A 24,703-nucleotide genomic window follows, 5' to 3' on the forward strand; every position below is an offset into this window, starting at 1 on the left:
ACATGGATGTATTTATTTTAGCGCTATTTGCGCATACTGACAAGTTGCGCCCGTCTACACTTTATCAGTTGTTGGCAGGCAAACGAACGAGTTCAGTGTTGAGTTATGGCTGTTTTTATGACCGTCTGGGTCTTTTTCAAGCTTTGCCTGATTTAACAGAAGAAGCATTTCAGCAGCAAATCGATCAGATGCTGCGGCAAGGTGCTTTAGTAGCGGATCCAACAGGGTTGATCCAGACCGTTGATCAAGCAGAGGATACACGCGCTGGTTATACAGACATATTGGCAGCTGCGTCTTTTTATCGTTATGGACGAACGTGGCAATCTGTTTGGCGCTTGCTGCGCCTGTTAATCCAAGCCACCAGCTATCAAGGGGTCACCAATCAATACATACCGGTCGAGAACACACCGATGTATACAGAGCCAGTGAGACAGATTTTGCGACAAGTGCCAAATGCAAAAGATAAACTATTTCAAGAATTATGGCAAATCTTTGAACAAATGCCGGCAGAAAAGGCCGACTTTTTAGCGGGTGCCTTGACAGGACCACATGTTTTAGGGAAGACATTCTTTCAGCTAGTACCAGAAGACTATCAGGAGAAACCGTGGCAGCACCTTTATACAGCTGCTGCGATCCAACACTTTATTGCATTGGTCGAGGCGCAGCAAGAATCGGTTCTCTATCGTAGTATAGCACCGTTTTTGCAGCAAAATGCCAATCAAAGTATGCTAGAAACACAGCGGTTGTTCCAAGAGGGATTATCCGTTAAAGAGATCATGCACCAAAGGAATTTAAAAGAAGGCACAGTCAATGACCATTTGATTGAGTGGGCCTTATTAGATCAAAACTTCCCTTATGCACGTTTTGATCGTCAGATATATCGGCTATTGCCCGCATCCTCCTGGCAGTATCGCTATCAAGACCTGCAACAACTGCTGGGTGCAGATTTTCTGCCGATCCGCCTCTTTCAAATTGCACAAAAACGAGGGATTATATGTTAGAAAACGACTTAATGCGGTATTTCGGTTTTGCGACGTTTCGTCCTGGCCAAAAAGAAGTGATCGACAGTGTGCTGCATCAGCAGAATACATTAGCGATCATGCCTACAGGTAACGGGAAAAGCCTGTGTTATCAGTTGCCTGGCTATTTACTAGAGGGATTGGTCGTGATCGTTTCACCGTTGGTTTCTTTAATGGAGGATCAAGTATTTGGCTTACAAAAGCAAGGAGAAAAGCGCGGCATTGCCTTTAATAGTCAGCTGACAGGTACTGATCGTCAGTATGTACTGCACCACTTGCATGCCTATAAGTTTTTATTTTTAAGTCCAGAAATGCTGTTGCAAGAGGCAGTGCTCAATCGCCTGAGCCAAGTACCGATTGCTTTATTTGTAGTCGATGAAGCCCATTGTGTTTCTCAGTGGGGGATCGATTTTCGTCCGGAGTACCTTGATTTAGCCTATGCAAGACAACAACTACATCGTCCGACCACATTGGCTTTGACGGCCACAGCAACGAAAGAAGTAGAAGCAGATATTCGCCGCTATTTGTTGCCAGGCGAAGCTGCTGTTTTCCGCTACTCGATGAATCGCAGCAATATAGGTTTGATCGTAGAAAAGACGACAGATAAAATGGCGACACTGCGGTCTTACGTGGCACGATTGAATGGGGCGGGCATTATCTATTGTGCCACACGAAATCAAGTAGAGGAAGTCTACCAATCGTTGAAGAGCAGTTATGCCATCGGCTTTTATCACGGCGGACTTGCGAGTGACCAACGGAAAATGCTCCAGCAGCAGTTCTCCCAAAATCAATTGACGTTGCTGGTAGCAACCAATGCATTTGGGATGGGGATCAATAAAAGTGATATTCGTTTTGTCATCCATTACGATTTACCTGACTCTTTAGAAAATTATAGTCAAGAGATTGGCCGAGCGGGTCGGGATGGATTGGCGAGTCAGGCGATATTACTCTATCAAACACATGACGAACAAATCCATTATTTTTTTCAGCGGGAAACCCAAGAACAAATCAATCAGCTTATTGAGCGGTCTGAGGTCGACCAGGGTGTCCCATGGACCCCTTTGCAAGAAAAATGGCTGCAAAAATCTCGCAAGATCGGTGCCGACCAATGGCAGCAAACCGTCGAGCAAAATGAGCAAAACAAACGCGCAAAACTGAGAGAAATGCTGCGTTATATCAATCTGACAACCTGTCGCCGTACTTTTTTGTTGCAGTATTTTGGCGAAAATAGTCAAACAATCGATCCGTGTTGTGATAACGATGGATTGGTGATCGACCAAGAAAAAGAAAGCCACGTTTCTGGTCAGCAGGATGCCTGGCAAACTCTTTTACTAAAAATGTTTAAAGATGTAAATTGATTTTGATTTTGCAGGACAGTTTTCATTGTCCTATGGTATAATACATCGGAACGATACTAGGAGGGAATACGAGTGAGTAAGAAAGACAACAACTACAATTCAGACAATCAAGAACCGTGGGAACAACCAATTTATGATACAGAGTCTGAAGATTCTGCATCAAGATCACAACATCGACAACAAAAACGTGGGAATTCACTCTTTTTGACGATCGTGTTAGTTTTGCTTTTCTTGATCGTTGCGATTCCAGTAGGCGCAGGAATCTGGGTCTTGAATCATAACAATGATTCTGCAGCAGTCGCTGATAGCAGTTCTTCTGAAAGTACGACTGCATCTTCAACAACAGAGTCATCGACGGCAGAATCATCCACGACTGAGTCTACCAGTTCATCGACAAGTGAATCTTCAAGTTCGTCGAGCTCGTCTAGTGCATCAAGCAGCACATCATCAAGCAGCAGTGTAGCGACAACACCATCAAGCAGTGCATCTTCTGAAGCACAAAACAATGACGCCGCTGGTGATAATACACAGACGGATCAAGGGACGACCGAACAATATACGACGGTTCAATCTGGTGAAGGTCCAGAGCAAGTAGCTGCCCGTAACGGCATCTCAGTGGAAACGTTGTATGAATTAAATGGCATCGATCCGAATAACTTTATGCTGTATCCAGGAGACACGTTACGAATTAAATAAAAAACCGCTTTGGCGGTTTTTTTTCTTGAAAGAATCTAGTAACGCAAAGTGCATGACATGATGGATGTTCTTTGCAAGGAAACGAGGCGCGATCAACGAATGAAAAAAATCAATATTGCGATTGATGGACCGGCTTCATCAGGCAAAAGTACCGTGGCGAAAATCATTGCCAACGATTTAGGCTTTATTTATACCGATACAGGAGCGATGTACCGAAGCATTACTTATATGGCACTAAAAACCGGCTGTGCACTGAACGATGAACTGGCTATTGCCACTTTGGTCGACCAATATCCCATCACCTTTAAACTGGGAACGAATGGCCAATCAGTCTTCGTTGGTTCTGAAGAAGTGACAGAGGCGATACGTCAACCCGCCGTTACAAATGCTGTGTCTGAGGTTTCAGCCCATGCGGCTGTAAGAAAGAAGCTCGTTGAACAACAACAAGCGATTGCTGTAAATGGCGGCGTCGTGATGGACGGTCGCGATATCGGCACCGCAGTCCTACCGCAAGCAGAAGTCAAGATTTTCTTAGTTGCCAGTGTGGAAGAACGAGCAGCCCGTCGATTCAAAGAGAATCAGCAAAAAGGAATCGATACGACCTTTGAGGTATTGAAAGAAGAAATCCAGCAACGAGATTACGTAGACTCTCATCGGGCTGTTTCACCTTTGAAACAAGCAGCCGATGCCGTACGCATCGATACGTCAGGCATGTCAATCGAAGCGGTTGTCTCAGCCATCAAACAGACAATAGCAAAAAAAGGATATTAAAAAAACAAGTGGGTGTTCCCCGCTGTTTTTTTATTTTCAGAAAGAAAAATGGTGTAAATCTTGCGAAAACTGATTTGAATAGATTTTTAAGGGGAAAAGATAAGAGTTTTTTATGAAAATAAGCGAAATCGCTTTATTTTTTTTACATTCTAATTTAAACTAAAAGATGTAGTGCAATTATGCAGAATTGTTGGTTAGGAGGACACGAGTGATGACAGATTTTGAAAATAAACAGGTTGATAACGGAAATGAGTCAATGGAAGCTGCTTTAGATAATTTCCAAGAAGTAAATGTAGGGGATATCGTAAAGGGCGAGGTATTGGCCATTGAAGATCGCCAAGCTATCGTTGGTATCGAAGGTGCCGGCGTTGAAGGTGTTGTTCCAGCGAAAGAACTATCTACTGCACCTGTAGAAGACATCAACGAAGTAGTCAAAGTGGGGGATGTCTTGGAATTGGTTGTGATCTCAGCCATCGGTAAAGACAAAGAAAACGGCAGCTACCTATTGTCTAAACGCCGCTTAGATGCCAAGAAAGTATGGGAAGATATCGAAAAAGACTTCCAAGAAGGCAAAATCATCGAAGCACCTGTGACGAATGTTGTCAAAGGCGGTTTAGTCGTCGATGTGGGTGTGCGTGGATTTGTGCCAGCTTCAATGGTGGAAGATCATTTTGTAGCTGACTTTGAAGAATATAAAGGCAAAACATTGACCTTTAAAATCGTAGAGATCGAACCTTCAGAAAACCGATTGATCCTTTCTCATAAGGCGGTTGTTGAAGCAGAGAAATCAAAACAAAAAGAAGCCATTTTGGCTGATTTATATGAAGGCCAAGAAATCGAAGGCAAAGTTGCTCGTTTGACTGATTTTGGTGCATTTGTTGATTTAGGCGGTATTGATGGTTTAGTCCATGTATCAGAAATTTCTCATGGCCATGTAGGCAAACCTTCTGATGTATTGTCAGTTGGCGACAGTGTCAAAGTCCGTGTACTATCTGTTGATGCAGACAAAGAACGTGTATCTTTATCTATCAAAGACACATTGCCTGGACCTTGGAACGACATTGAAGAACAAGCAGCAGTCGGCAGCGTATTGACTGGAATCGTGAAACGGTTGACTAGCTTCGGGGCTTTTGTCGAAGTCTTCCCAGGTGTTGAAGGATTGATCCATATTTCCCAAATTTCCCACAAACACATTGCAACACCGCATGAGGTCTTGCAAGAAGGGGAAGAAGTGCAAGTCAAAGTGCTTGAAGTCAACCCTGCAGAACATCGGATCGCGTTGAGTATCAAAGCCCTTGAAAAAAATGACAAGGCAGATGCCCAAGAAGAAGCAACTGATGACACATATGAATTACCTGAAGAGTCAACTGGATTCACTATGGGTGATATTTTAGGTGATGCTTTAAAGGATAGCGACGAAGAGTAAGAATAGCCAACTAGCTTATAACGATTCGATAGTTGAATTTGTTATAAGCTGGTTTTTTGTTTTCTTAGAAAGCTTGCAACTTTTCGCAGCATTAGGTAAACTAAGTAAGATTGAATACAAAACTGCAAGCAAGTACAGATGCAGTTTTTTAATGGAGGGTAAAAAATGTCAAATCCAACAATAGCGATCGTTGGACGTCCGAACGTGGGTAAATCGACCATTTTCAACCGGATAGCTGGAGAGCGAATTTCGATCGTTGAGGATACTCCAGGAGTGACCAGAGATCGTATCTATGCAACTGGCGAATGGTTAGGCAGAGAATTTAGTGTGATCGATACTGGCGGGATCGATTTAGGCGATGAGCCATTTATGGATCAGATCAAGCATCAAGCAGAGATTGCCATTGACGAAGCAGACGTCATTGTTTTGATTACGAGTGCCAGAGAAGGTGTGACAGATGCCGATGAAATGGTGGCTCGTATGTTATTTAAGAGCAACAAACCAGTGATTTTAGCTGTCAATAAAGTCGATAATCCAGAAATGCGGGCCGATATCTATGAGTTTTATACTTTAGGATTGGGTGATCCATATCCGATTTCCGGGAGCCATGGATTGGGTATTGGGGATGTTCTTGATGAAGCTGTCAAACATTTTACCAATGAAGCAGAAGAAGAAGATGACTCAATCATCAAGTTTAGCTTGATCGGTCGTCCGAATGTAGGGAAATCTTCCTTGATCAACGCGATTCTAGGTGAAGAACGGGTGATCGTTTCTGAGATTGAAGGGACGACCCGTGATGCGATCGATACCCATTTTACCAGCGATTCAGGACAAGAATTCACCATGATCGACACCGCAGGTATGCGTAAAAAAGGGAAAGTATATGAGTCAACCGAAAAATACAGCGTAATGCGTGCGATGCGTGCCATAGAACGTTCAGACGTCGTCTTGATGGTCTTGAACGCAGAAGAAGGCATTCGTGAACAAGACAAGCGCATCGCCGGGTATGCCCATGAAGCTGGTCGAGGGATCATCATTGTGGTCAATAAATGGGATACATTGAAGAAGGAAACCAATACACTACGAGATTTTGAAGAAGAAATCAGAGAAGAATTCCAGTATCTGGATTATGCACCAATCATCTTTGTGTCTGCGGTAACCAAACAACGATTGAATAAACTACCAGCATTGATCGAGGAAGTCAGCATGAACCAAAACTTGCGCATTCCTTCGGCATTGTTGAATGATGTCATCATGGATGCCGTTGCAATCAACCCAACACCAACAGACAAAGGCAAACGCCTTAAGATTTTTTATGCAACACAAGTGGCGGTCAAACCACCTACTTTTGTTATTTTTGTCAATGAAGAAGAGTTGATGCATTTCTCTTATAATCGTTTCTTGGAAAACCAAATTCGCAAAGCGTTCACCTTTGAAGGGACACCGATCCGAATTATTCCACGCAAAAGAAAGTAAGGATTCTAACACACTTTGTTTCTTTTTACAAAGAAATCTATTCTTTTCTAGAAAAAAGCAAAAAAACCAAAAAAAAGCAGCTCAAAAACGTTAAAATCCTTGATATTACAAGGTTCTTATGATAACGTTATATCAGAATATTGATGGTAATCAATATTTGACAAAAACCTTGGACCACTCAAGATTTTTGTTGATGTATGACATCAAAAAAAATATCAGGAGGTGAAACCATCCATGGCAAATAAAGCAGAATTAATCGAAAAAGTTGCATCAGCTACTGATTTAACTAAAAAAGACGCAACTGCAGCAGTTGATGCTGTATTCTCTACAATTCAAGAGGCTTTAGCTAACGGTGAAAAAGTTCAACTAATCGGCTTTGGTAACTTTGAAGTTCGTTCTCGTGCGGAACGCAAAGGACGCAACCCACAAACTGGTGAAGAAATCAAGATCCCTGCTAGCAAAGTACCTGCATTCAAACCAGGTAAAGCTCTTAAAGACGCAGTGAAATAATTTCGTCTGATGAAACCCTTGAGAAATCAAGGGTTTTTTTGCTGTTCTTTTCCTTTGAATAGTCAGAAAATTCACATTTATGCACTGTTTTTTTTGTTATTATAAAATAACTATTTAACTAGATAGTTTTGAATGCAAGTACATAGGAACAGTTTATGTTGTAGGGTTTTAACCGTATATTCCTATCATCTTAAATGACGAAACCGCCGAAAAATAACCGTCTGGTTCTGTAATCATTGAAAAATAATTCTGAAAATTTGTTGACTTTGGTTTTTCTAAGCGGTATATTGGTAAACAATTACAACAACAACATATTTTCTCATGAAGGAGCCATTTTACATGCGCAATTACACTCAATATTTATTAGTCATTATTATTGATACCAGGACTTAGAACACGGAAGCAAAATTTATCCGTTTGTTTTAGTCCTATTTGCGTAAGTAAAATGGGATTCTGACAAAGCATCCCAGGTTTTATAACCGGGGTGCTTTTTTTTATACGAGAATGCAGGAGATGGTAAAGGTGAGAAGTGATCAGATCAAAAAAGGCATTGATGCCGCACCAGCGAGAAGTTTGCTGTATGCCACAGGGCAGGTAAAAAATATCCACGATATGAATAAGCCGTTTATTGCTATTTGCAACTCGTATATTGATATCGTTCCTGGACATGTTCATTTAAGAGAATTAGCCGATGTGGCCAAAGAAGCGATCAGAGAAGCGGGAGGTATTCCCTTTGAATTCAATACGATAGGGGTAGATGATGGGATCGCCATGGGGCATATCGGCATGCGGTATTCACTGCCTAGTCGCGAACTCATTGCTGATTCGGCCGAGACGGTCATCAATGCCCATTGGTTTGATGGTGTTTTCTATATACCAAATTGCGACAAAATCACACCAGGAATGATCTTGGCTGCGATGCGTACCAACGTACCAGCGATCTTTTGTTCAGGGGGACCGATGAAAGCAGGAATCGATCCACGAGGCCATCAAACCACCTTGTCTTCTATGTTTGAAGCTGTGGGTGCATACAAAGATGGTCAAATGTCAAAGGCTGATTTTGAGTTTATGGAACAAAATGCCTGCCCTACTTGTGGGTCTTGTGCAGGGATGTTCACTGCCAACTCTATGAACTGTCTGTTGGAAGTTCTCGGATTGGCTTTACCAGGTAATGGGACGGTCTTAGCTGTTTCCCAAGAACGGCGAGAACTTGTGCGTCAAGCAGCGTTTCATCTGATGGATTTGGTCAAAGCACAAATCAAGCCTCGTGACATCGTCACGAAAGAGGCCATTGATGACGCCTTTGCGTTAGATATGGCAATGGGCGGGTCCACCAATACCGTCTTGCATACATTGGCCATCGCAAGTGAAGCAGAGATCGATTACGACTTGCAGCGTGTCAATGATATTGCGGAACGGGTCCCTTATTTATCAAAAATCGCACCGTCCTCCGCATACTCAATGCATGATGTCCATGAAGCTGGCGGTGTATCTGCTATCATTCGGCAACTGATCGATATCGAGGGGGCCATCCATCCTGACCGAATGACAGTCACTGGAAAAACACTGCGAGAGAACGTTGCAGATGCGATCATCCACAATGAAGAAGTGATCCACCCAAAAGAAAATCCGTATAGTCCGGTAGGTGGTCTATCGATCCTTTATGGCAATATCGCGCCACAAGGGAGTGTGATCAAAGTTGGCGGAGTCGATCCAAGTGTGCAAGTCTTTAAAGGTAAAGCCATTTGTTTTGACGCTCATGATGACGCCGTTGCTGCCATTGATAATCATACTGTTCAAAAAGGGCATGTAGTGGTGATTCGCTATGAAGGACCGAAAGGTGGACCAGGCATGCCTGAAATGTTGGCGCCTACCTCAAGTATCGTCGGTAGAGGATTAGGCAAAGATGTTGCCTTGATCACAGATGGCCGCTTCTCTGGTGCAACACGGGGGATTGCGGTCGGGCATATCTCGCCGGAAGCAGCTGCTGGCGGACCGTTAGCCCTCGTAGAAGACGGTGACACGATCGTGATCGATCTGCAGCAACGTTCTATTCACTTAGACGTATCAGAAGCAATTTTGCAACAACGTGCTTTAGTTAGACCAAAGTTTCGTGCCAAAGTCAAAAATGGATGGCTGGGACGATACACAGCACTTGTCACATCAGCAAATACCGGCGGCGTGATGCGCGTGCCAGAGGAGGAATAGCAATGGAAAATATCGAATATCAACCCAATCTTTTGAGGACAGGTGCCAAAGTCTTAGTCGATAGTCTGCAAGACCAAGGTGTGGAAATGATCTTCGGTTACCCTGGCGGTGCTGTATTGCCTTTATATGATCAACTTTACGATGCGGCTATTCCGAATATATTGACGCGACATGAACAAGGCGCGATCCATGCAGCTGAAGGATATGCCAAAGCCACTGGCAAAGTGGGGGTTGTGCTAGTGACAAGCGGTCCTGGTGCAACCAATGTTGTGACTGGCATCGCTGATGCCATGAGTGATTCAGTGCCTTTAGTCGTGATCACAGGACAAGTCGCCACTGCAGGTATCGGTAAGGATGCATTTCAAGAGGCTGATATTTTGGGGATCACATTGCCCATCACAAAACACAATTACCAAGTACGCTGCGTGGATGACTTGCCCAAAGTGATCGCGGAAGCTTTTCATATTGCAGATACTGGCCGTAAGGGGCCAGTAGTGATTGATCTGCCTAAAGACATCACGCTGCAAGAAACAGCCGCCCGTTTTTCATTGCCGGTGCAGCGAAAGAGTTATCAACCGACCATTGATCCTTCGATCCTGCAAATAGAGAAACTGATGCAAGTCCTCAGTAAGGCCAAACGCCCTGTTGTCTTAGCTGGTGCCGGTGTGATCGCGGCAGAAGCGGCAGCAGAGTTGCACAGTTTTGTCGGCAAATACCAAATACCGACGGTCACAACGCTGTTAGGATTAGGTTTATTGCCAGTGGCGCATCCTTTGTTTTTAGGGATGGGGGGCATGCATGGCACCTATGCAGCAAATATGGCTTTATCAGAAGCTGATTTGATCATCAATATCGGTTCACGTTTTGACGATCGTTTGGCAACGGCGGGCAGTCGTTTCGGTAAGCAAGCCATTGTGGCGCATATCGATATCGATCCTGTTGAAATCGGTAAAATCGTTGCAACAAAGATTCCTATCGTAGGGGATGCCAAAGCCGCGCTGCAGCAAATGCTGCGCTACAAACCAAGTCCGAATCAATGGCATGACTGGGTCGACTGCTGCCAAACCCGAAAAGCGGAAAAGCCTTATCGCTATGACCGCACACAACAAGAAGAAATCAAACCGCAACGGGTCATTGAAGAAGTGGGCCGTATCACAAAAGGAGAAGCTTACGTTGTGACGGATGTGGGCCAGCATCAAATGTGGGTCGCACAATACTATCCATTCCAATTTCCCAAACAATTGATTACTAGTGGAGGACTGGGAACGATGGGTTACGGCATTCCTGCTGGTATTGGTGCTCAATTTGCTTATCCAGATAAAACAATCGTGGTGTTCGTAGGAGATGGCGGTTTTCAAATGACCAATCAAGAATTTGCGATCCTCAATGAATACGGTTTGAACGTGAAATTCGTGCTGCTGAATAATCAATCCCTAGGTATGGTCCGTCAGTGGCAAGAAACGTTCCATGGTGAACGGCGATCTGCTTCGGTGTTCAGCCAACAACCAGACTTTATCAAATTAGCTGAGGCTTATGGCGTCCAAGGCATACGGATCACGGACAACGACAAGCTTACATCGGATCTAGAAGCAGCATTTGCCGAAAAAGGACCACAACTGATTGAAGTGATGGTCTCAACTTCTGAGCATGTCTTGCCAATGATCCCGCCAGGCAAAGAGAATCATGAAATGATGGGGGTTTGAGTATGAGACGTACATTGGTCGCAATCGTTCACAATGAAGCTGGCGTATTGAGTCGTATTACTAGCGTATTGAATCGGCGACAAGTCAATATTGAAAGTATCTCAGTTGGTGTCACAGAACAGCCAGACTTTTCCCGCATGACAATCATTGTCCATGTGGATCAGTTGGCAGAAACCGAACAAGTCATCAAACAATTGAACAAACAAGTCGATGTGATGAAAGTATCGGATATCACAGAAGAGCCCCACATCGAACGGGAATTGGTACTGATCAAAGTCAATGCGCCAACGACTACCCGTTCTGAGATCCAAGCCGTGATCGATCCCTTTCGTGCCCATATCGTAGATGTAGCATTGAAAACGATCGTGGTCCAAGTAGCAGGCGATACGAAGAAGGTCGAAGCCTGCATCGATGTGTTACGGCCTTACGGCATCAAACAGCTGGCACGGACAGGTGTGACTGGCTTTACAAGAGGTTAAACGCAATCTTATTGCTTTAATAAAGAAAGAATTCGGAGGGAAACAGCTATGGTAAAAGTATATTATAACGAGGAAGTCACAGACAATCTAGGAGAAAAAAAAATCGCTATTATCGGGTACGGATCACAAGGTCATGCCCATGCACAGAACTTGCGAGATACCGGACATGAAGTCTTTATCGGGATTCGAGAAGGAAAATCAGCCGATGCGGCGAAAAATGATGGCTTTGCTGTGTACCCTGTTTCGGAAGCTGTGCAACAAGCAGATGTGGTGATGATCCTTGCACCAGACGAAATCCAAGGTGACTTGTACAAAAACGAAATCGAACCGAATCTTTCTGCAGGCAATGCCTTAGCTTTTGCTCATGGCTTCAATATTCATTTCGATGTGATCACACCACCAAAAGATGTAGATGTTTTCCTCGTTGCACCTAAAGGACCGGGACATTTGGTGCGCCGGACATTTACTGAAGGCTTTGCTGTACCGGCATTATTTGCTGTCTATCAAGATGCCACTGGTCAAGCGCAAGATACGGCATTGTCCTATGCAAAGGGTATCGGTGCTACCCGCGTGGGTGTCTTAGAAACCACCTTTAAAGAAGAAACAGAAACCGATCTATTTGGGGAACAAGCGGTGTTATGCGGTGGATTGACGAGTATGATCGAAGCTGGTTTTGAAACACTCGTTGAAGCAGGTTATCAACCAGAATTGGCTTATTTTGAAGTTTGCCACGAAATGAAATTGATCGTCGACTTGATATACGAAGGCGGCTTCAAAAAAATGCGTCATTCCATTTCTAACACAGCAGAATATGGCGATTATGTTTCCGGTGCCCGCGTGATCACCGATCAGGCCAAAGCCAACATGAAAGCTGTACTAACAGATATTCAGAATGGACAATTCGCGAAAGGCTTTATCGCCGACAATCAAAATGGTTTCCCTGAATTCCATAAAATGCGGGAAGAAAATGGCAACCATCAAATTGAGAGAGTAGGCAGTGAATTAAGAAAAATGATGCCTTTCGTGTCAAAAGACTAGAGGTGGAGTAATTTGTTTGTGACTGTCAGTGAGATTGAAAAAGCCTATCAAGAATTGGCACCTGTCGTGAGTCATACCCCCCTGCAATATGATCGTTTCTTGTCTGAAAAATACCAAGCAACGATTCTGCTGAAACGAGAAGACTTGCAAATAGTCCGCTCTTTCAAACTCAGAGGAGCCTATTATGCGATTGCTGCAAATCAGGAAAAGGTCGCCCGTGGCGTTGTTTGTGCCAGTGCGGGCAACCATGCGCAAGGGGTTGCCTATACTTGTCAAGAACGGCAATTGTCAGCAGTGATCTTTATGCCGACGACGACCCCGCAACAAAAAATCAACCAGGTGAAATTTTTCGGGGGGGATTTCGTTAAAATCGAATTGGTTGGCGATACTTTTGACGCTGCGGCTGAAGCAGCCCAGCGGTATGCTGCGGACAATCAGATGGCTTTCATCGCGCCATTCGATGACCCAGCCATCATTGCAGGACAAGGAACCGCAGCAGTTGAAATATTGGCAGATGCAGACAAAGAAAATCATGATATCGACATCGTGGTGGCAGCTATCGGCGGCGGTGGCTTGATCAGCGGTACCGCGGCTTACCTAAAAGGAAAACGACCCAATATTCAAATCATTGGTGCGGAACCAATCGGTGCCGCCTCAATGCAAGCAGCCTTTGATCAGGGGGAACCAGTTGCGCTGTCGCAGATCGAAAAATTCGTTGATGGTGCGGCTGTCAAGAAAGTCGGTCAGCTTACGTATCAACATACCAAAGAATATGTGGATCACCTACTAGCCGTCGAAGAAGGGGCGATTTGCCAAACGATTCTCGAACTTTATACGAAACAAGCAATCGTTGCTGAACCTGCGGGGGCTTTAAGTGTAGCGGCTCTTGAGTTGATCAAAGAGCAAATTAAAGGAAAAACCGTTGTCTGTATGATCAGCGGGGGCAACAATGACAGCTCTAGAATGGCGGAAATCGAAGAGAAGTCTTTGATTTACCAAGGGTTGAAGCATTACTTTATTATCAATTTTCCGCAGCGCCCAGGCGCGCTCAAAGAATTTGTCAGTCATGTATTAGGTCCAGATGATGATATCACACGCTTCGAGTACACCAAAAAAATCAATCGTGGGACAGGACCGGTCATGCTGGGCATCTTGTTAAAACGGACATCTGATCTAGATGCCTTGTTGGCACGGATTGCCGCGTTTGATGCGCAATATATCAATCTGCAGAACAACCAATCATTATACTCGTTGCTTGTCTAAACATGTTATCAGAAGTGTCTTGTGCTGCTTGTCAGTCATGAGGCACTTTTTTTGTCTAGGCAGTATGATTTCGCATAGGTTTGCGATTTAGTAGGTGATTAAGCGCCTTCTTGGTATAATAGATGCATACGAAAGGAGGCCAATCTATGGAGTTTCTATTTTCTAGGGCGCAACAGGAAACAGTGATTTTATACGGTGAAACGTTGGCCTCTGTTTTACGAGAACAGAAAGTAGTTGCTGAGCAAGTGATCATCTTTACGAATCAGCGTTACTATGATCGCTTTTATGAAAAGCTGACGCGCTTATTCTTGCCTAAAGCCGTTAGCTGGTATATTTGTACCAATCAAGTGTATTGCAATAATTTTACTGAATTTACGCATGGAATGGATTTTTTAGGGCATTATCCTAAACAAAGCCGCGTGCTGATCGTAGGCTTTGGCAATGAAGGCATCATGGCATTGAGCAGTTTTATTCATGCAACAGCTGTATTGAACACAGCGCTATGGTTGATTCCTGTCTCGCTGCGGGGGTTGGCTAAGAGTGTCAAAGAGCGGGCAATCGTGGTCAGAAAACCGGATATTCCTATGTTGGAAAATCCGAATGCGCCGGGTTATGTGATCTATGATCAAACGATTGCCGACAAGCAGCAGGAGGGGAAAATCGTTGATTTCTTACTCTTGATCCGCTGTGGCATCGTCAGCGATCCGCAGTTCATAAAAGCGTTATATCGAAGTTATCCTGATCAATCGAGCATGATGAAACAATCCTTCGCAGCATATACAGATAAAGTCATTGAACTTTATCAGCAGCAAGGCGCGTATTTGGAAGAATTTGGGCAACTGTTTACGGAGGCCTTGTATCAAACCGAAAATGGCCACTTGTTATCTGATACGATGAAAATATTTTATGGTTTTTTGTTTCATTTTATTTGGACAGTCAATCAGCAGCAGTTGACTGTTGATCTCGTGCAGTTTGGGCAGTGGCTTTATCGTTTGGGTTATCCTGTTGCCTTGCCGGAAAGTTTTTCAATCAGCGATTACTTGACCCACGTGTTGGATTTGCAAAAGAAAGAAAAAAAACTGTTATTCTTGTCAAAAGTTGGTACAATAGGGGGCAGAGTTGCTGTCAATGAAGAAGACTTAGTTCAAACACTTACGTCTTATGAGCAATTAATCAAGCAGATTAGAGGGAATTAAATGGATACATATAGCGAAAAAATGTTAAAAGCTTTGGCTGCTGAAGACTTAGCAGAAGCACAGTTGAACTTTACGGAAGCCTTGCAAAACGATGAGGATGAAACATTAGATGCCCTTGGGGGAGAGTTACTTGAAATCGGCTTTTTAGAAGAGGCAAAAACACTCTATCAAACATTGCAGCAAAGATACCCTGACAACGAGGCACTGTTGTTACCGCTAGCAGAAATTGCGATGGAAAACGATGATATCGAAACAGCCTTCACCTATCTGGATCAAATTCCGGCAACCAGCGATGCGTATGTACAAGCGTTGCTGTTGAGTGCGGATCTTTACCAAATGATTGGCATTCCGGAAGTCAGTGAAGCAAAATTGAAAGAAGCGCAAGCGTTGCTGCCTGAAGAAGCGCTGATTCGCTTTGCGTTGGCAGAGTTGGCGATGACCACCGACCGTTACCAAGAGGCTGTAGATCTTTACCAAGGGCTCTTAACGGATGATGTGTCAGATGTATCTGGTATTTCTGTGGTGGAACGGATGGGTACATCCTTGAGCATGGCAGGACGATTTGAAGAAGCTGTGGAGTATTTTGAAGCGAGTTTGGCGGACAATCAGACAGATGAACGATTGTTCCAAACCGCATTGGTATACTTGCAATTGAAAGAAAATGAACAGGCGATTCGCTATTTGCAGCAATTGCGGGTGATGAATCCTCAATATCGTGCAGTCTATCTCTACTTAGCGGAAGCCTTACAAGAAGAAGAACAATTAGAAGAAGCACAGCGGGTCATTGAAGAGGGCATCAATGAAGATCCGTTTCAAGTCGATTTTTATCATTTTGCTTCTGAGAATGCGTATCGCCTGCATGATAGCGATAGTGCAGAGCAGTATTTATTAAAAGCTTTGGAAACAGGTGAAAAGGAAGATGAAACCTTATTGACCCTCAGCAATCTGTATCTAAATGAAGAACGCTGGCAAGAAGCTGTTTTGACCATTGAAAAAATGGAAGACAATGAACAACCCCATGCATTGTGGAATCTGGCGCAAGCTTATCATGCAATGGAAGACTTTGATTTGGCTGCCAAATATTACGAGGAAGCCAATGAGTCCCTGCATCATGAACCAGCCTTTATGAAAGAATATGGTCTTTTCTTGAGAGAAGAAGGACGATTGCAAGAAGCAAAACAGGTATTGCAGCATTATTTGGCCCACGAACCCAGTGATTTAGAAGTACAATCCATTCTGGAGGACCTTCTGGAAAGATAGGTGAGAGAAATGAACATCAATGTACAGGAAAAGAAAAAATTTCTGAATTGGCTTGTTTCGACTGTGTCTTTTAGCCGGCGCGAAGTGTCATGGGTATTGAACTATTTAGCAAATCACGAGGCGATCTTGAACAATGTTCATTTTGTTGAAGGGGCTGCGTTGACCGACCGCGGTTTGAGTGTCCGCAGCACTGAAATCGGTGGGGAACCTTTTGTATTGACGATTGCTGAGCAGACGTTTTTTGATATCGATCAGATATTTCATGAGATACGGATGAATTGGAAAAAACCTCTATATTTGGAATGTCTGTTTCCCGATGCGTGGAGCCATGCTTTTTATCTAGCGGTTTTAGAAGATAACCCCAATGATCGCTGGAATGATCACTTAGATCAGGAAATGGCCGAAAATGTACAGCGTTTCCTTTCGGAAGAAGAAACACAAACCAAGATCGATACCTTATATCGGCAAATCGATATGGCGCTAGAAGATGGCGATCGAGATGCTTTTTTGGCTTTATCAGACGAAGTCAATCGCTACTTGCTGCAACAAAAAGAAGGAAGTCATTAAAAGCAAAAAGGATTGAAGAATCAGCAATGATTCTTCAATCCTTTTATTTTGTTTTAGGTGTATTTGTTTTGCGTTGCAAAAAGCGTGATTTAGGTCGTAAATAAGTAAACCCTTCACCTTCCACCTCGTGGACATTGATGACTGAAACAAATGCTTGGGCATCAAAGTCATGGACGATTCGTTTGACCTCTGAGATTTCTCTACCGCTGACGACCATATAAATGATTTGTTTATCTACGCGAGAGTAGCCGCCTTCTCCGTGCAAGAAGGTCACCCCCCGTTCCAGTTCATCCATGAGTACGGGTGTCATCTCTTCTGTATGATTGCTGATGACCAAGATCCCTTTGGCTGAATAACCGCCGTCAAGGATCGAATCAATCACGCGAGAAAAGACATAGGAGAAAATCAACGTATACATCATCCGTTTCAAATCGATATAAGATAAGGAAAGCAGTAAGACAAAGACATCAAAAATCAGTAAGGAGCGGCCAATCGTGATCCCGAAGTTTTTTTCTAAAATCCGTGCTAAAACATCGACACCGCCCGTGGTACCACCAACTTTATAGACAATACCGCTACCAATACCGGCGACTAAGCCGGCAAGCAAGGCAACGATCAGCAAGTCATGCTGCAAATCGATAGCAAAAGGGATCGTTTGCCAAAAAGCCAACCAAAAAGATAGACCAAAGGTGCCTAATATGGTGTAGATCAACGAGCGTCGACCTAAAATCTTGCCGCCAATCAAAATGATGGGAATATTCAAAATCAATGTACTAATGGCTGGATTGATTCCCCATAATGCCCGCATGATCAAGGTGATCCCCGTCACGCCGCCTTCAGCTAAGTCATTTGGGATATTTAAATAAACAAGACCAAAGGCATAAATACTCGTGCCAAATAAAATCAAGACAATATCACGAACTGTTCGCCATGAAAATAAAGTACGCAAATTGTTATCCTCCGTTTTTTATAAATTCACAAGTATCAATGTAGCACGAAATGGAGGATTGTACAATAACAGACCCAAAGACGGGTGTCTAGTCAGGGGCAGAATCTTTTGGTAAGATAACAGAGAAAGGGTGAAGACAATGACAGACAAACAATCCTTGTCGTCGATGCAAGCAGAAGTCGACGCATATATCCAACAATTCAAAGCTGGTTACTTTAGCCCCCTCGCGCAAATGGCACGGCTCACAGAAGAAGTAGGTGAGCTTGCGCGAGAAGTGAATCATTATTATGGAGAGAAAAGCAAGAAACAGGATGAAGCTGAAAAAACGGTTGCCGAAGAATTGGGCGATGTACTCTTTGTGACCATGATCATGGCGAATTCTTTAAATATTGATTTAACAGAAGTATTCCATGCGAATATGCAAAAGTTCAATCAACGGGACAGCTATCGCTTTGAAAGAAAAGATGGGCAAGCATATGAAGCTGAATAATCTACCTGAGGCCTTTGTTCAGGCAGCCCCGTTATTACGAAAAATCGAAGAAGCAGGTTTTGAAGCCTATTTTGTCGGCGGCAGCGTGCGGGACACGATTTTGAACCAGCCGATCCATGATGTGGATATTGCTACCAGCGCTTTTCCAGCAGAAGTCAAAGCGTTATTTCCTCGCACGATCGATATTGGGATCGAGCATGGCACCGTTCTTGTTCTATGGGAGCAAGAACAATATGAAATCACGACGTTTCGTACAGAAGCAGCATATCAAGATTTTCGTCGACCAGACAAAGTCGACTTTGTCCGTTCCTTGCAAGAAGATCTCAAGCGGCGTGATTTCACGATCAATGCATTGGCGCTGCAAAAAGATGGCCAAATCATTGATTTGTTTGATGGACTGGCGGATTTAGACAATCAAGTGCTGCGTGCAGTGGGCAATCCCCAAGAACGATTTCATGAAGACGCATTGCGGATGATGCGAGGGGTGCGCTTTGTCAGTCAATTAGGATTTGAACTAGAGGCACGGACATTTCTTGCGATCCAAGAAAATCATGCCTTGCTGGCGAAGATATCGGTAGAACGAGTGATGATCGAATTTGTGAAGTTGTTATTGGGTACCCATCGAAATCAAGCATTAAAAGCTTTTGTGGCGACAGAATGTTATCAATATTGTCCTGGTTTGCGTCCCTATGGCGAGGCACTGCTGCGTATGGCCGATCTGCCTGCCTTACCGTTGATCAAAGAAGAGGCGGCGTGGGTATTACTGCTTGATCAATTGCATTTAAATGCCCATGAAGTACGGCCTTTCTTAAAAGCGTGGAAATGTTCTAATGCTTGTATTCGACAAGTCCAAGCTGGCTACCAATTCTTGTTGATGCGAAAAGCGGGTGATTGGACAGACAGTACATTGTATCAAGCAGGGATGACTACGATCGAACTTGTGGAAAGCCTATTGCCTTTTATCGGACAAGACGGCTGTCTCAATGATGTTGAAGCACGCTATCAGGCATTGCCGATTCACCAGCTACAAGATTTAGCCGTCAATGGCCGCGATTTATTACGGGCATTTGACCGGCCATCGGGTCCGTGGCTGAAAGACGTGCTGCAGCAGTTGGAAGCGTCGGTTGTGAAACGAGACATTGCCAATCAACAAGAGGCATTATTGTTGTTTGCCCAAGCTTATCTGGAGCACGCTGAAAAAAGTCAGTCAAAAGCAAAGTAAATTTGTGTACCAATGCAGACAATGTGTTAGAATTAAAATGTAATACTAATGAAAAGGAGCGTTTTGTCATGGCTAGAGATATGAAAGCTTTAAAATTCTATTTCCGTAATGGAGAAACATGGACGATCGAACGTCGTTATATCGGTGACTTGTGGATCAAACAAATCACAACAAGTTTTGGTCGTATCCACGGTAGTGAGTTCGTTGAGATTCATCCTTGTGCTGGGTTCAAGATCGAGATTTTCCAAGAAGGCGATCATGTAGCCACACATGATATCAATCTGGGCGGCCTGGAATTGGGCATGTTTGCTCGGGCATTGAAATATGAAGACATCGAAAGAATGGAAATCCTTTATCGCAACGGCACACCTGATTTGGTGTACTTCCCTTATAAAGACAAAGACACTGAAGGATTGGACAATGTTTACCAATCAACCAAAATCAGTGAAAAAACAAAGAGCTTGTATATCGTCATCGATCCGAATCAAACGGTGGAAGACGTATATGGCGAACATTTATCAGAAACAGAAGTAAAATAAGCACCAAAAAACGCAGAACATTGAGTTCTGCGTTTTTTTATAATGATTGTTGAAAAATATCCGTGTATTTTTTTAATAAAAGATAGTCTTCGGCTAAATGGTCTTTAATAATGATTGAATCACCAAAAAGACTTTTGCGGGCTTGCTGAATGACCCGATGTTGGATATCTTCTGACAATAAATAGTCGATTTCTGATTGTTTCAATTCTTGAGCAGCAGCGCTGCCTCGGTTCTTTTCTAGAAACTGCAGTAAATCATATTCAAGATGTCCTGCATTATTGATCACGCGCTTGTATTCGATTTTGTCTATTTTCATCTCTGCTCACACCCCTTACATATCTAAGATACCCTAGAAAGAATCGTGAAAGAATCAAATTGCTCATTTTTTCCAAAATCTTAAAAAATAAGTAAAATACTTTGGCTTGGTTTGGTTTTTCGATAAATAATCGACAAATAAAACGGAAGGGAGGACTTGGATCCTTCCACAATCACATGATCTGTTTCTCCGGTCCGACATTCGAGATGCCGTCCATCCCGCCAGCATGGCCCCCAACCAATTTGCTGCGGGCGATCGCTCGGGCGCCTTCTAAATGACTATTGGCATGTACAATGGCGGTAAAGCCGTATTTTTCACGAATCTTATCTATGATCAAATCTAAGTTGCGTTGCTGCAGCTGTTCTTCGGCATTGTCAAATAAATCTAATTGGATATTTTCGGTATACAACAGTTTAGAATAGGTGATGCCCACATGTCGAGTGACTTGCCCGGTATAATATTTGCGAAATAAAAATAAACAATGTGCTATCAGTTTGCGAGAATTGTCTGTCGGCGGGATTTTCATTTGCCGTGAAAACCCGTTGGCCGTTTCTCCAAAAGCGACACCAATCGACACATGGATACAGGCAGTTTGACAATGATGACGGCGAATGCGGGCCGCAACTTGTTCGGCCATTTCTTTGATCACGATCTCGATTTCTTCTTGCAAGTAATAATTGCGGTTCAAGACTTGGCTGTTGCCATAACTTTTTTCCAGGACTTGTGGCGCCGGTTCAGAAAGAATCGTGCGATCGATGCCATTGGCGTGATGATAGAGTTGTTCGCCAATGATTCCCATGCGACTGCGCAAAAAATCAGGACTTGCTTGCGCCAATTGTTCGATTGATTCGATCCCCATCAAATGCAGGCGCTTTTCAGTCCGGTGGCCAATACCCCAAAATTCAGTCATAGGAGCAATCTGCCATACTTTATTGGCAACATCTTGATACGTCCATTCTGAAATCAGGTGTTGATTGTGTTTGGACTCATTGTCTAATGCCAACTTAGCCAGCAAGGGATTATCACCGATACCGATAGTCACGTATAGTTTCGTCGTTTGATAAATATCCTGTTGGATCATTCGTGCAAATTCCCACCTTTTTTTTGTCCGCGAAAAGGTGGGATCGGGAAAGAAAAGATCCATACTACGGGTGATATCCATCACCGATTCATCGATGGAGTACAGCATGAGATCTTCTTCTGCCACATATTTGCGAAACACATTGTTGACCTTGGTATTTTCTTTGATATAAAAGCTCATTCTTGGTGGTACTTTGATCAAATCTGGATGTACAGGCATGTTGTCGTTGCGGCTGACATTGGTGATGCCTAAGACTTTTTTTGCCATGGGGGAGGCCGCTAAAACTAGTCCATTGCCTGTATTATCTGAATGAGACATGACGACAAGCATAGTCTTTAGCGGATCTAATCCCAAAGAAACACATTCAACAGAGGCATAGAAGCTTTTGACGTCAATAAATAAAATGTCTTTTTTTGGTTCTTCTTCATAATTAAAACCACCCATTTTTATCACCTCTGATTCCAATTATAAGAACAAATGTTCGTATTGTAAAGCGAACAAAAAAAGTTCGTCCAAACTTTGGTTATCAGCTTGGACGAACTTCTTAATTGAATTATTTTGTTTCGCGGTGTAAACATCCGACCTAATCAGAGCTGGCTTAAGTTCGTTAGAATGCGAGATGACAACTTTTCTCCAACGACTATAAACCAGAAAATATTGGATTATGAGATTCGTTGTGGGTCAAAATTAGGTCAAAAAACGAATTAGAAGCCAACATAGCTTGCAAATTTATCTGCTGTTTTCTTTTCGGTTGTTTCTGTGACATGTGTGTAGATGTCCATCGTGATGTCTATCGAAGAGTGGCCAAGTCTAGTCTGTACATCTTTAAAATTTGCTTCGGCCTCGAATAGTAGTGATGCGTGAGTGTGGCGAAAACCGTGATTGCCAATATTGTGTAAACCACATTTATCTGCGATTCTCTTTGAACGCTGATAAATGTCAGTTCTGTAAATCATTTTACCAGTGATATCTGTGAAAACTAGTTCTTTATTTTTAATCCCATTTTTTAACAGTAGTTCTTTCTGTTTTAACTGCCATCTTTTTAGTACTGTTATTGTTTTATCGTCTAAACTAATCTTCCTATCAGAGTTTGCAGTTTTGATTGTCGCTCAAGCTGAATTGCAGAAATACCCATATGATCGTTTTATGGATCAAGAGCGTTTTGTGATCAATATTCAATCCTTGTTTGATCGTACCGATGATGCAGAAGCGGTCTTACGCTTCGCTAGTGCAATTCGAATCGATGATAGTGCCGATGTCACAGATAACGGAGTAACTCAGACAGCAACAGTGAAAACGGGCGCCAAAACCGTCGCAGAAGGAAGGGTGCCAAGTCCAGCAGCCCTACGTCCATATCGTACTTTCTTATAGGTCGAGCAGCCAGAAGGTCAGTTCATCTTCCGAATCAACGACAGAGGTGAATGTGCTCTCTTTGAAGCAGATGGAGGCCTATGGAAATATCATGCAAAAGAGTCTATAGAAAATTATCTTTCAGATGCACTTTCGGAATTAATCAACAAGAATAAAATCACAATTATCCAATAAGACAATAATAGAATCAACGTTCACGGTGCACCTCAAGCATCGTACGTTGATTTTGTTTCAAATTCGAGTAACAAAAGTCGAGAAAATGTTAAAGCCACTTAGAATTGATTATAAGGCTGAAAAAGGCACAAGAAATAGCTGAGATTCTGGACATTGACGACTACGCCATTTTGTTTGAACAGGTGGATTGAGTTGGTAATCGGACGAGATAGCGGAAAGGGTGATTAATTGAAAATTGGCGATCAATTTAATTATAAGTCTATGGGGAGTCAGTTGCGTTTTGATTCTCAAAAGGATAAGTACGTTCGAAGATGGCTTTCTCTTTATGAATACGAGGATGTTTTCGGAGAAAAACTTCCCGACGAATGCTACCAAAATGATTTGCGATCGAAGGAAAAAACATGTAAATGGTGTGGTCAAACGTTAGAAGGAAGAAGGTATTCATTTTGCAGTGGTACATGCTCAAAAAGATATGGCAAAGTATGTGTTTGGGAGCGAGGAATGGCTGCTTTACCCTACAAGATAGCTGTTAGAGATAAATACTATTGCCGAGTTACCGGTGAAGATTTAGCTTATTACAATGGGCATGGAATTCGTATTCCAACGAGTAATAGGAATATTGAGATCCACCATTTGATTTTGATTTCTCAAGGCGGTTCAGATCACGAAAGCAATCTAATTACAATCTCAAAAGAAGTACACAAACTATATCATTCTGGCGATCTGATAGTGATAGAGTTGATTAATAAAATTATAGAAGAACAATACAACGAAAAAATGTTTGTGGCAGTCAAGTAGTGACAGAGATAGCGGAATAGGAGAAAACAAAATGAGCGATAAATTTAGAGTAATGGATTCTTACGGTGAAATAGATCTTGTATCTGAAAAAAATGTAATTGAAACTATTCACAACGCATGGAATTACGAAGCCGATGTATATGAAATTGAAGCTGATGGGAAATTAGGTGCCTGTATCTTCCATGGATGGGAAGACAATGAAACTTTATCAGAATGGCTAAAGCCCTACGATTTACGAGTAATAGATAGAGGGCGTGAAAGATATCTACAGAGCGTTTCAACTGAAGAAATACACGTTGCAAGTTGGCAAGGAGCAGTCAACTAGTGACAGAGATAGCAAACTAGGAGGGGAAATATGGGCGAATATGTACGTGGATACAAAGAAGCTATAAAAGATGTTAGTGATCTGATTGATAAAAGAGAGTCATCAATGAAGAGTCAATCAGAACTCAACAAGAAGCAGCAAGAGCTACTAGATGATTTAAAACATGTTTACAGTTGGCAACATAGCCATGCTTGGGATTTATTCTACTATTTGGTTGATAAAGACACCCAGATGTTTGAAGAAGAAACAATATATAATTTTTATTGCTTATCTGAGGAAGAATCTTTTAAAGTCCTAATTATTTTCAGTCAATGGGTCTTATCACCAAAAGAATGATTTCGCTATCCACCAAAATTGTGGAAATAAAAAAACTACCCTAAAAGAGTAGCAACAGAATCATAAATTATTTTTTTTGGAATCTGAAATTCCGTGTTTAACTGCCAATCTGATGATTCCATAAAGCATAAA

General features: G+C 42.8%; 26 protein-coding genes. 22 read left to right on the plus strand and 4 right to left on the minus strand.

The window, feature by feature from the left end; translation table 11 throughout:
- Positions 1-2 precede the first annotated feature (2 nt).
- The 15 genes from ACYVRS_RS14575 (at position 3) to ACYVRS_RS14645 (ending at position 16,970) form a co-directional block, all read left to right on the plus strand.
- Positions 3-1,001, plus strand: a complete 999-nt coding sequence (locus tag ACYVRS_RS14575) for a helix-turn-helix domain-containing protein (protein WP_313538214.1) — start codon at positions 3-5, stop codon at positions 999-1,001.
- Positions 995-2,377 (plus strand): RecQ family ATP-dependent DNA helicase, encoded by a 1,383-nt coding sequence (locus tag ACYVRS_RS14580; protein ID WP_461198272.1) that lies wholly within the window; start codon positions 995-997, stop codon positions 2,375-2,377. The genes ACYVRS_RS14575 and ACYVRS_RS14580 overlap by 7 nt, the downstream gene beginning before the upstream one ends.
- Before the next feature lie 72 nt (positions 2,378-2,449).
- A complete protein-coding gene (locus ACYVRS_RS14585) occupies positions 2,450-3,073 on the plus strand; it encodes an SAG1386/EF1546 family surface-associated protein (RefSeq protein WP_461198273.1) in 624 nt (207 codons plus the stop codon).
- 99 nt (positions 3,074-3,172) lie between these two features.
- Positions 3,173-3,844 (plus strand): (d)CMP kinase, encoded by a 672-nt coding sequence (gene cmk, locus ACYVRS_RS14590; protein WP_054116460.1) that lies wholly within the window; start codon positions 3,173-3,175, stop codon positions 3,842-3,844.
- Between the two features lie 211 nt (positions 3,845-4,055).
- On the plus strand, positions 4,056-5,270 hold the full coding sequence (rpsA, locus tag ACYVRS_RS14595; RefSeq protein ID WP_461203620.1) for a 30S ribosomal protein S1: 1,215 nt from the start codon (positions 4,056-4,058) through the stop codon (positions 5,268-5,270).
- 165 nt (positions 5,271-5,435) lie between these two features.
- On the plus strand, positions 5,436-6,746 hold the full coding sequence (der, locus tag ACYVRS_RS14600; protein ID WP_312499183.1) for a ribosome biogenesis GTPase Der: 1,311 nt from the start codon (positions 5,436-5,438) through the stop codon (positions 6,744-6,746).
- 234 nt (positions 6,747-6,980) lie between these two features.
- Positions 6,981-7,256 (plus strand): HU family DNA-binding protein, encoded by a 276-nt coding sequence (locus ACYVRS_RS14605; protein WP_054116463.1) that lies wholly within the window; start codon positions 6,981-6,983, stop codon positions 7,254-7,256.
- A gap of 522 nt (positions 7,257-7,778) precedes the next feature.
- Entirely contained in the window at positions 7,779-9,464 is a 1,686-nt protein-coding gene (gene ilvD / locus ACYVRS_RS14610; RefSeq protein WP_312499184.1) for a dihydroxy-acid dehydratase, read from the plus strand.
- A 2-nt stretch (positions 9,465-9,466) separates the two neighbouring features.
- Positions 9,467-11,167 (plus strand): biosynthetic-type acetolactate synthase large subunit, encoded by a 1,701-nt coding sequence (gene ilvB, locus ACYVRS_RS14615; protein ID WP_313539570.1) that lies wholly within the window; start codon positions 9,467-9,469, stop codon positions 11,165-11,167.
- Positions 11,168-11,169: 2 nt separating this feature from the next.
- Positions 11,170-11,646, plus strand: coding sequence for an acetolactate synthase small subunit (gene ilvN / locus ACYVRS_RS14620; protein WP_313539567.1), 477 nt, complete (start codon positions 11,170-11,172; stop codon positions 11,644-11,646).
- Between the two features lie 48 nt (positions 11,647-11,694).
- Positions 11,695-12,684: a ketol-acid reductoisomerase gene (gene ilvC / locus ACYVRS_RS14625; RefSeq protein ID WP_313539564.1), complete on the plus strand. Its 990-nt coding sequence runs from the start codon at positions 11,695-11,697 to the stop codon at positions 12,682-12,684.
- Between the two features lie 12 nt (positions 12,685-12,696).
- On the plus strand, positions 12,697-13,947 hold the full coding sequence (gene ilvA, locus ACYVRS_RS14630; RefSeq protein ID WP_461198275.1) for a threonine ammonia-lyase IlvA: 1,251 nt from the start codon (positions 12,697-12,699) through the stop codon (positions 13,945-13,947).
- 146 nt (positions 13,948-14,093) lie between these two features.
- Positions 14,094-15,143, plus strand: coding sequence for a hypothetical protein (locus ACYVRS_RS14635; protein ID WP_313539559.1), 1,050 nt, complete (start codon positions 14,094-14,096; stop codon positions 15,141-15,143).
- A complete protein-coding gene (locus tag ACYVRS_RS14640; protein ID WP_461203621.1) occupies positions 15,144-16,403 on the plus strand; it encodes a tetratricopeptide repeat protein in 1,260 nt (419 codons plus the stop codon).
- Between the two features lie 9 nt (positions 16,404-16,412).
- On the plus strand, positions 16,413-16,970 hold the full coding sequence (locus ACYVRS_RS14645) for a YpiB family protein (protein WP_054116471.1): 558 nt from the start codon (positions 16,413-16,415) through the stop codon (positions 16,968-16,970).
- Positions 16,971-17,013: 43 nt separating this feature from the next.
- On the opposite strand, the gene ACYVRS_RS14650 is transcribed toward ACYVRS_RS14645, so the two are convergent.
- A complete protein-coding gene (locus ACYVRS_RS14650) occupies positions 17,014-17,919 on the minus strand; it encodes a YitT family protein (protein WP_312499191.1) in 906 nt (301 codons plus the stop codon).
- A 139-nt stretch (positions 17,920-18,058) separates the two neighbouring features.
- On the opposite strand from ACYVRS_RS14650, the gene ACYVRS_RS14655 reads away from it, so the two are divergent.
- From ACYVRS_RS14655 to ACYVRS_RS14665, 3 genes are all read left to right on the plus strand, one after another.
- Entirely contained in the window at positions 18,059-18,409 is a 351-nt protein-coding gene (locus tag ACYVRS_RS14655; protein ID WP_313539553.1) for a nucleotide pyrophosphohydrolase, read from the plus strand.
- Complete coding sequence (locus ACYVRS_RS14660; RefSeq protein ID WP_461203622.1) at positions 18,396-19,631, plus strand: CCA tRNA nucleotidyltransferase; 1,236 nt, start codon at positions 18,396-18,398, stop codon at positions 19,629-19,631. Before ACYVRS_RS14655 ends, ACYVRS_RS14660 begins: the two co-directional genes overlap by 14 nt.
- A gap of 68 nt (positions 19,632-19,699) precedes the next feature.
- A complete protein-coding gene (locus ACYVRS_RS14665; RefSeq protein ID WP_313539547.1) occupies positions 19,700-20,170 on the plus strand; it encodes a hypothetical protein in 471 nt (156 codons plus the stop codon).
- A gap of 37 nt (positions 20,171-20,207) precedes the next feature.
- On the opposite strand, the gene ACYVRS_RS14670 is transcribed toward ACYVRS_RS14665, so the two are convergent.
- The 3 genes from ACYVRS_RS14670 to ACYVRS_RS14680 form a co-directional block, all read right to left on the minus strand.
- Positions 20,208-20,486 carry a hypothetical protein gene (locus ACYVRS_RS14670; RefSeq protein ID WP_054116476.1) on the minus strand — a complete coding sequence of 93 codons (279 nt, stop codon included), beginning with the start codon at positions 20,484-20,486 and terminating at the stop codon, positions 20,208-20,210.
- A 172-nt stretch (positions 20,487-20,658) separates the two neighbouring features.
- Positions 20,659-22,011: a Y-family DNA polymerase gene (locus ACYVRS_RS14675; RefSeq protein WP_461203623.1), complete on the minus strand. Its 1,353-nt coding sequence runs from the start codon at positions 22,009-22,011 to the stop codon at positions 20,659-20,661.
- 260 nt (positions 22,012-22,271) lie between these two features.
- Complete coding sequence (locus ACYVRS_RS14680) at positions 22,272-22,670, minus strand: tyrosine-type recombinase/integrase (RefSeq protein ID WP_461203626.1); 399 nt, start codon at positions 22,668-22,670, stop codon at positions 22,272-22,274.
- On the opposite strand from ACYVRS_RS14680, the gene ACYVRS_RS14685 reads away from it, so the two are divergent.
- The 4 genes from ACYVRS_RS14685 (at position 22,666) to ACYVRS_RS14700 (ending at position 24,571) form a co-directional block, all read left to right on the plus strand.
- Positions 22,666-22,938 (plus strand): hypothetical protein, encoded by a 273-nt coding sequence (locus tag ACYVRS_RS14685; RefSeq protein ID WP_461203624.1) that lies wholly within the window; start codon positions 22,666-22,668, stop codon positions 22,936-22,938. The two genes, ACYVRS_RS14680 and ACYVRS_RS14685, sit on opposite strands and share 5 nt — an antisense overlap.
- A gap of 402 nt (positions 22,939-23,340) precedes the next feature.
- Positions 23,341-23,910 carry a hypothetical protein gene (locus ACYVRS_RS14690; RefSeq protein WP_461203625.1) on the plus strand — a complete coding sequence of 190 codons (570 nt, stop codon included), beginning with the start codon at positions 23,341-23,343 and terminating at the stop codon, positions 23,908-23,910.
- 31 nt (positions 23,911-23,941) lie between these two features.
- Complete coding sequence (locus ACYVRS_RS14695; RefSeq protein ID WP_313539533.1) at positions 23,942-24,235, plus strand: hypothetical protein; 294 nt, start codon at positions 23,942-23,944, stop codon at positions 24,233-24,235.
- Positions 24,236-24,265: 30 nt separating this feature from the next.
- Positions 24,266-24,571 (plus strand): hypothetical protein, encoded by a 306-nt coding sequence (locus tag ACYVRS_RS14700; protein ID WP_313539531.1) that lies wholly within the window; start codon positions 24,266-24,268, stop codon positions 24,569-24,571.
- Positions 24,572-24,703 lie beyond the last annotated feature (132 nt).

It is taken from the genome of Enterococcus salsurae, assembly GCF_054784955.1.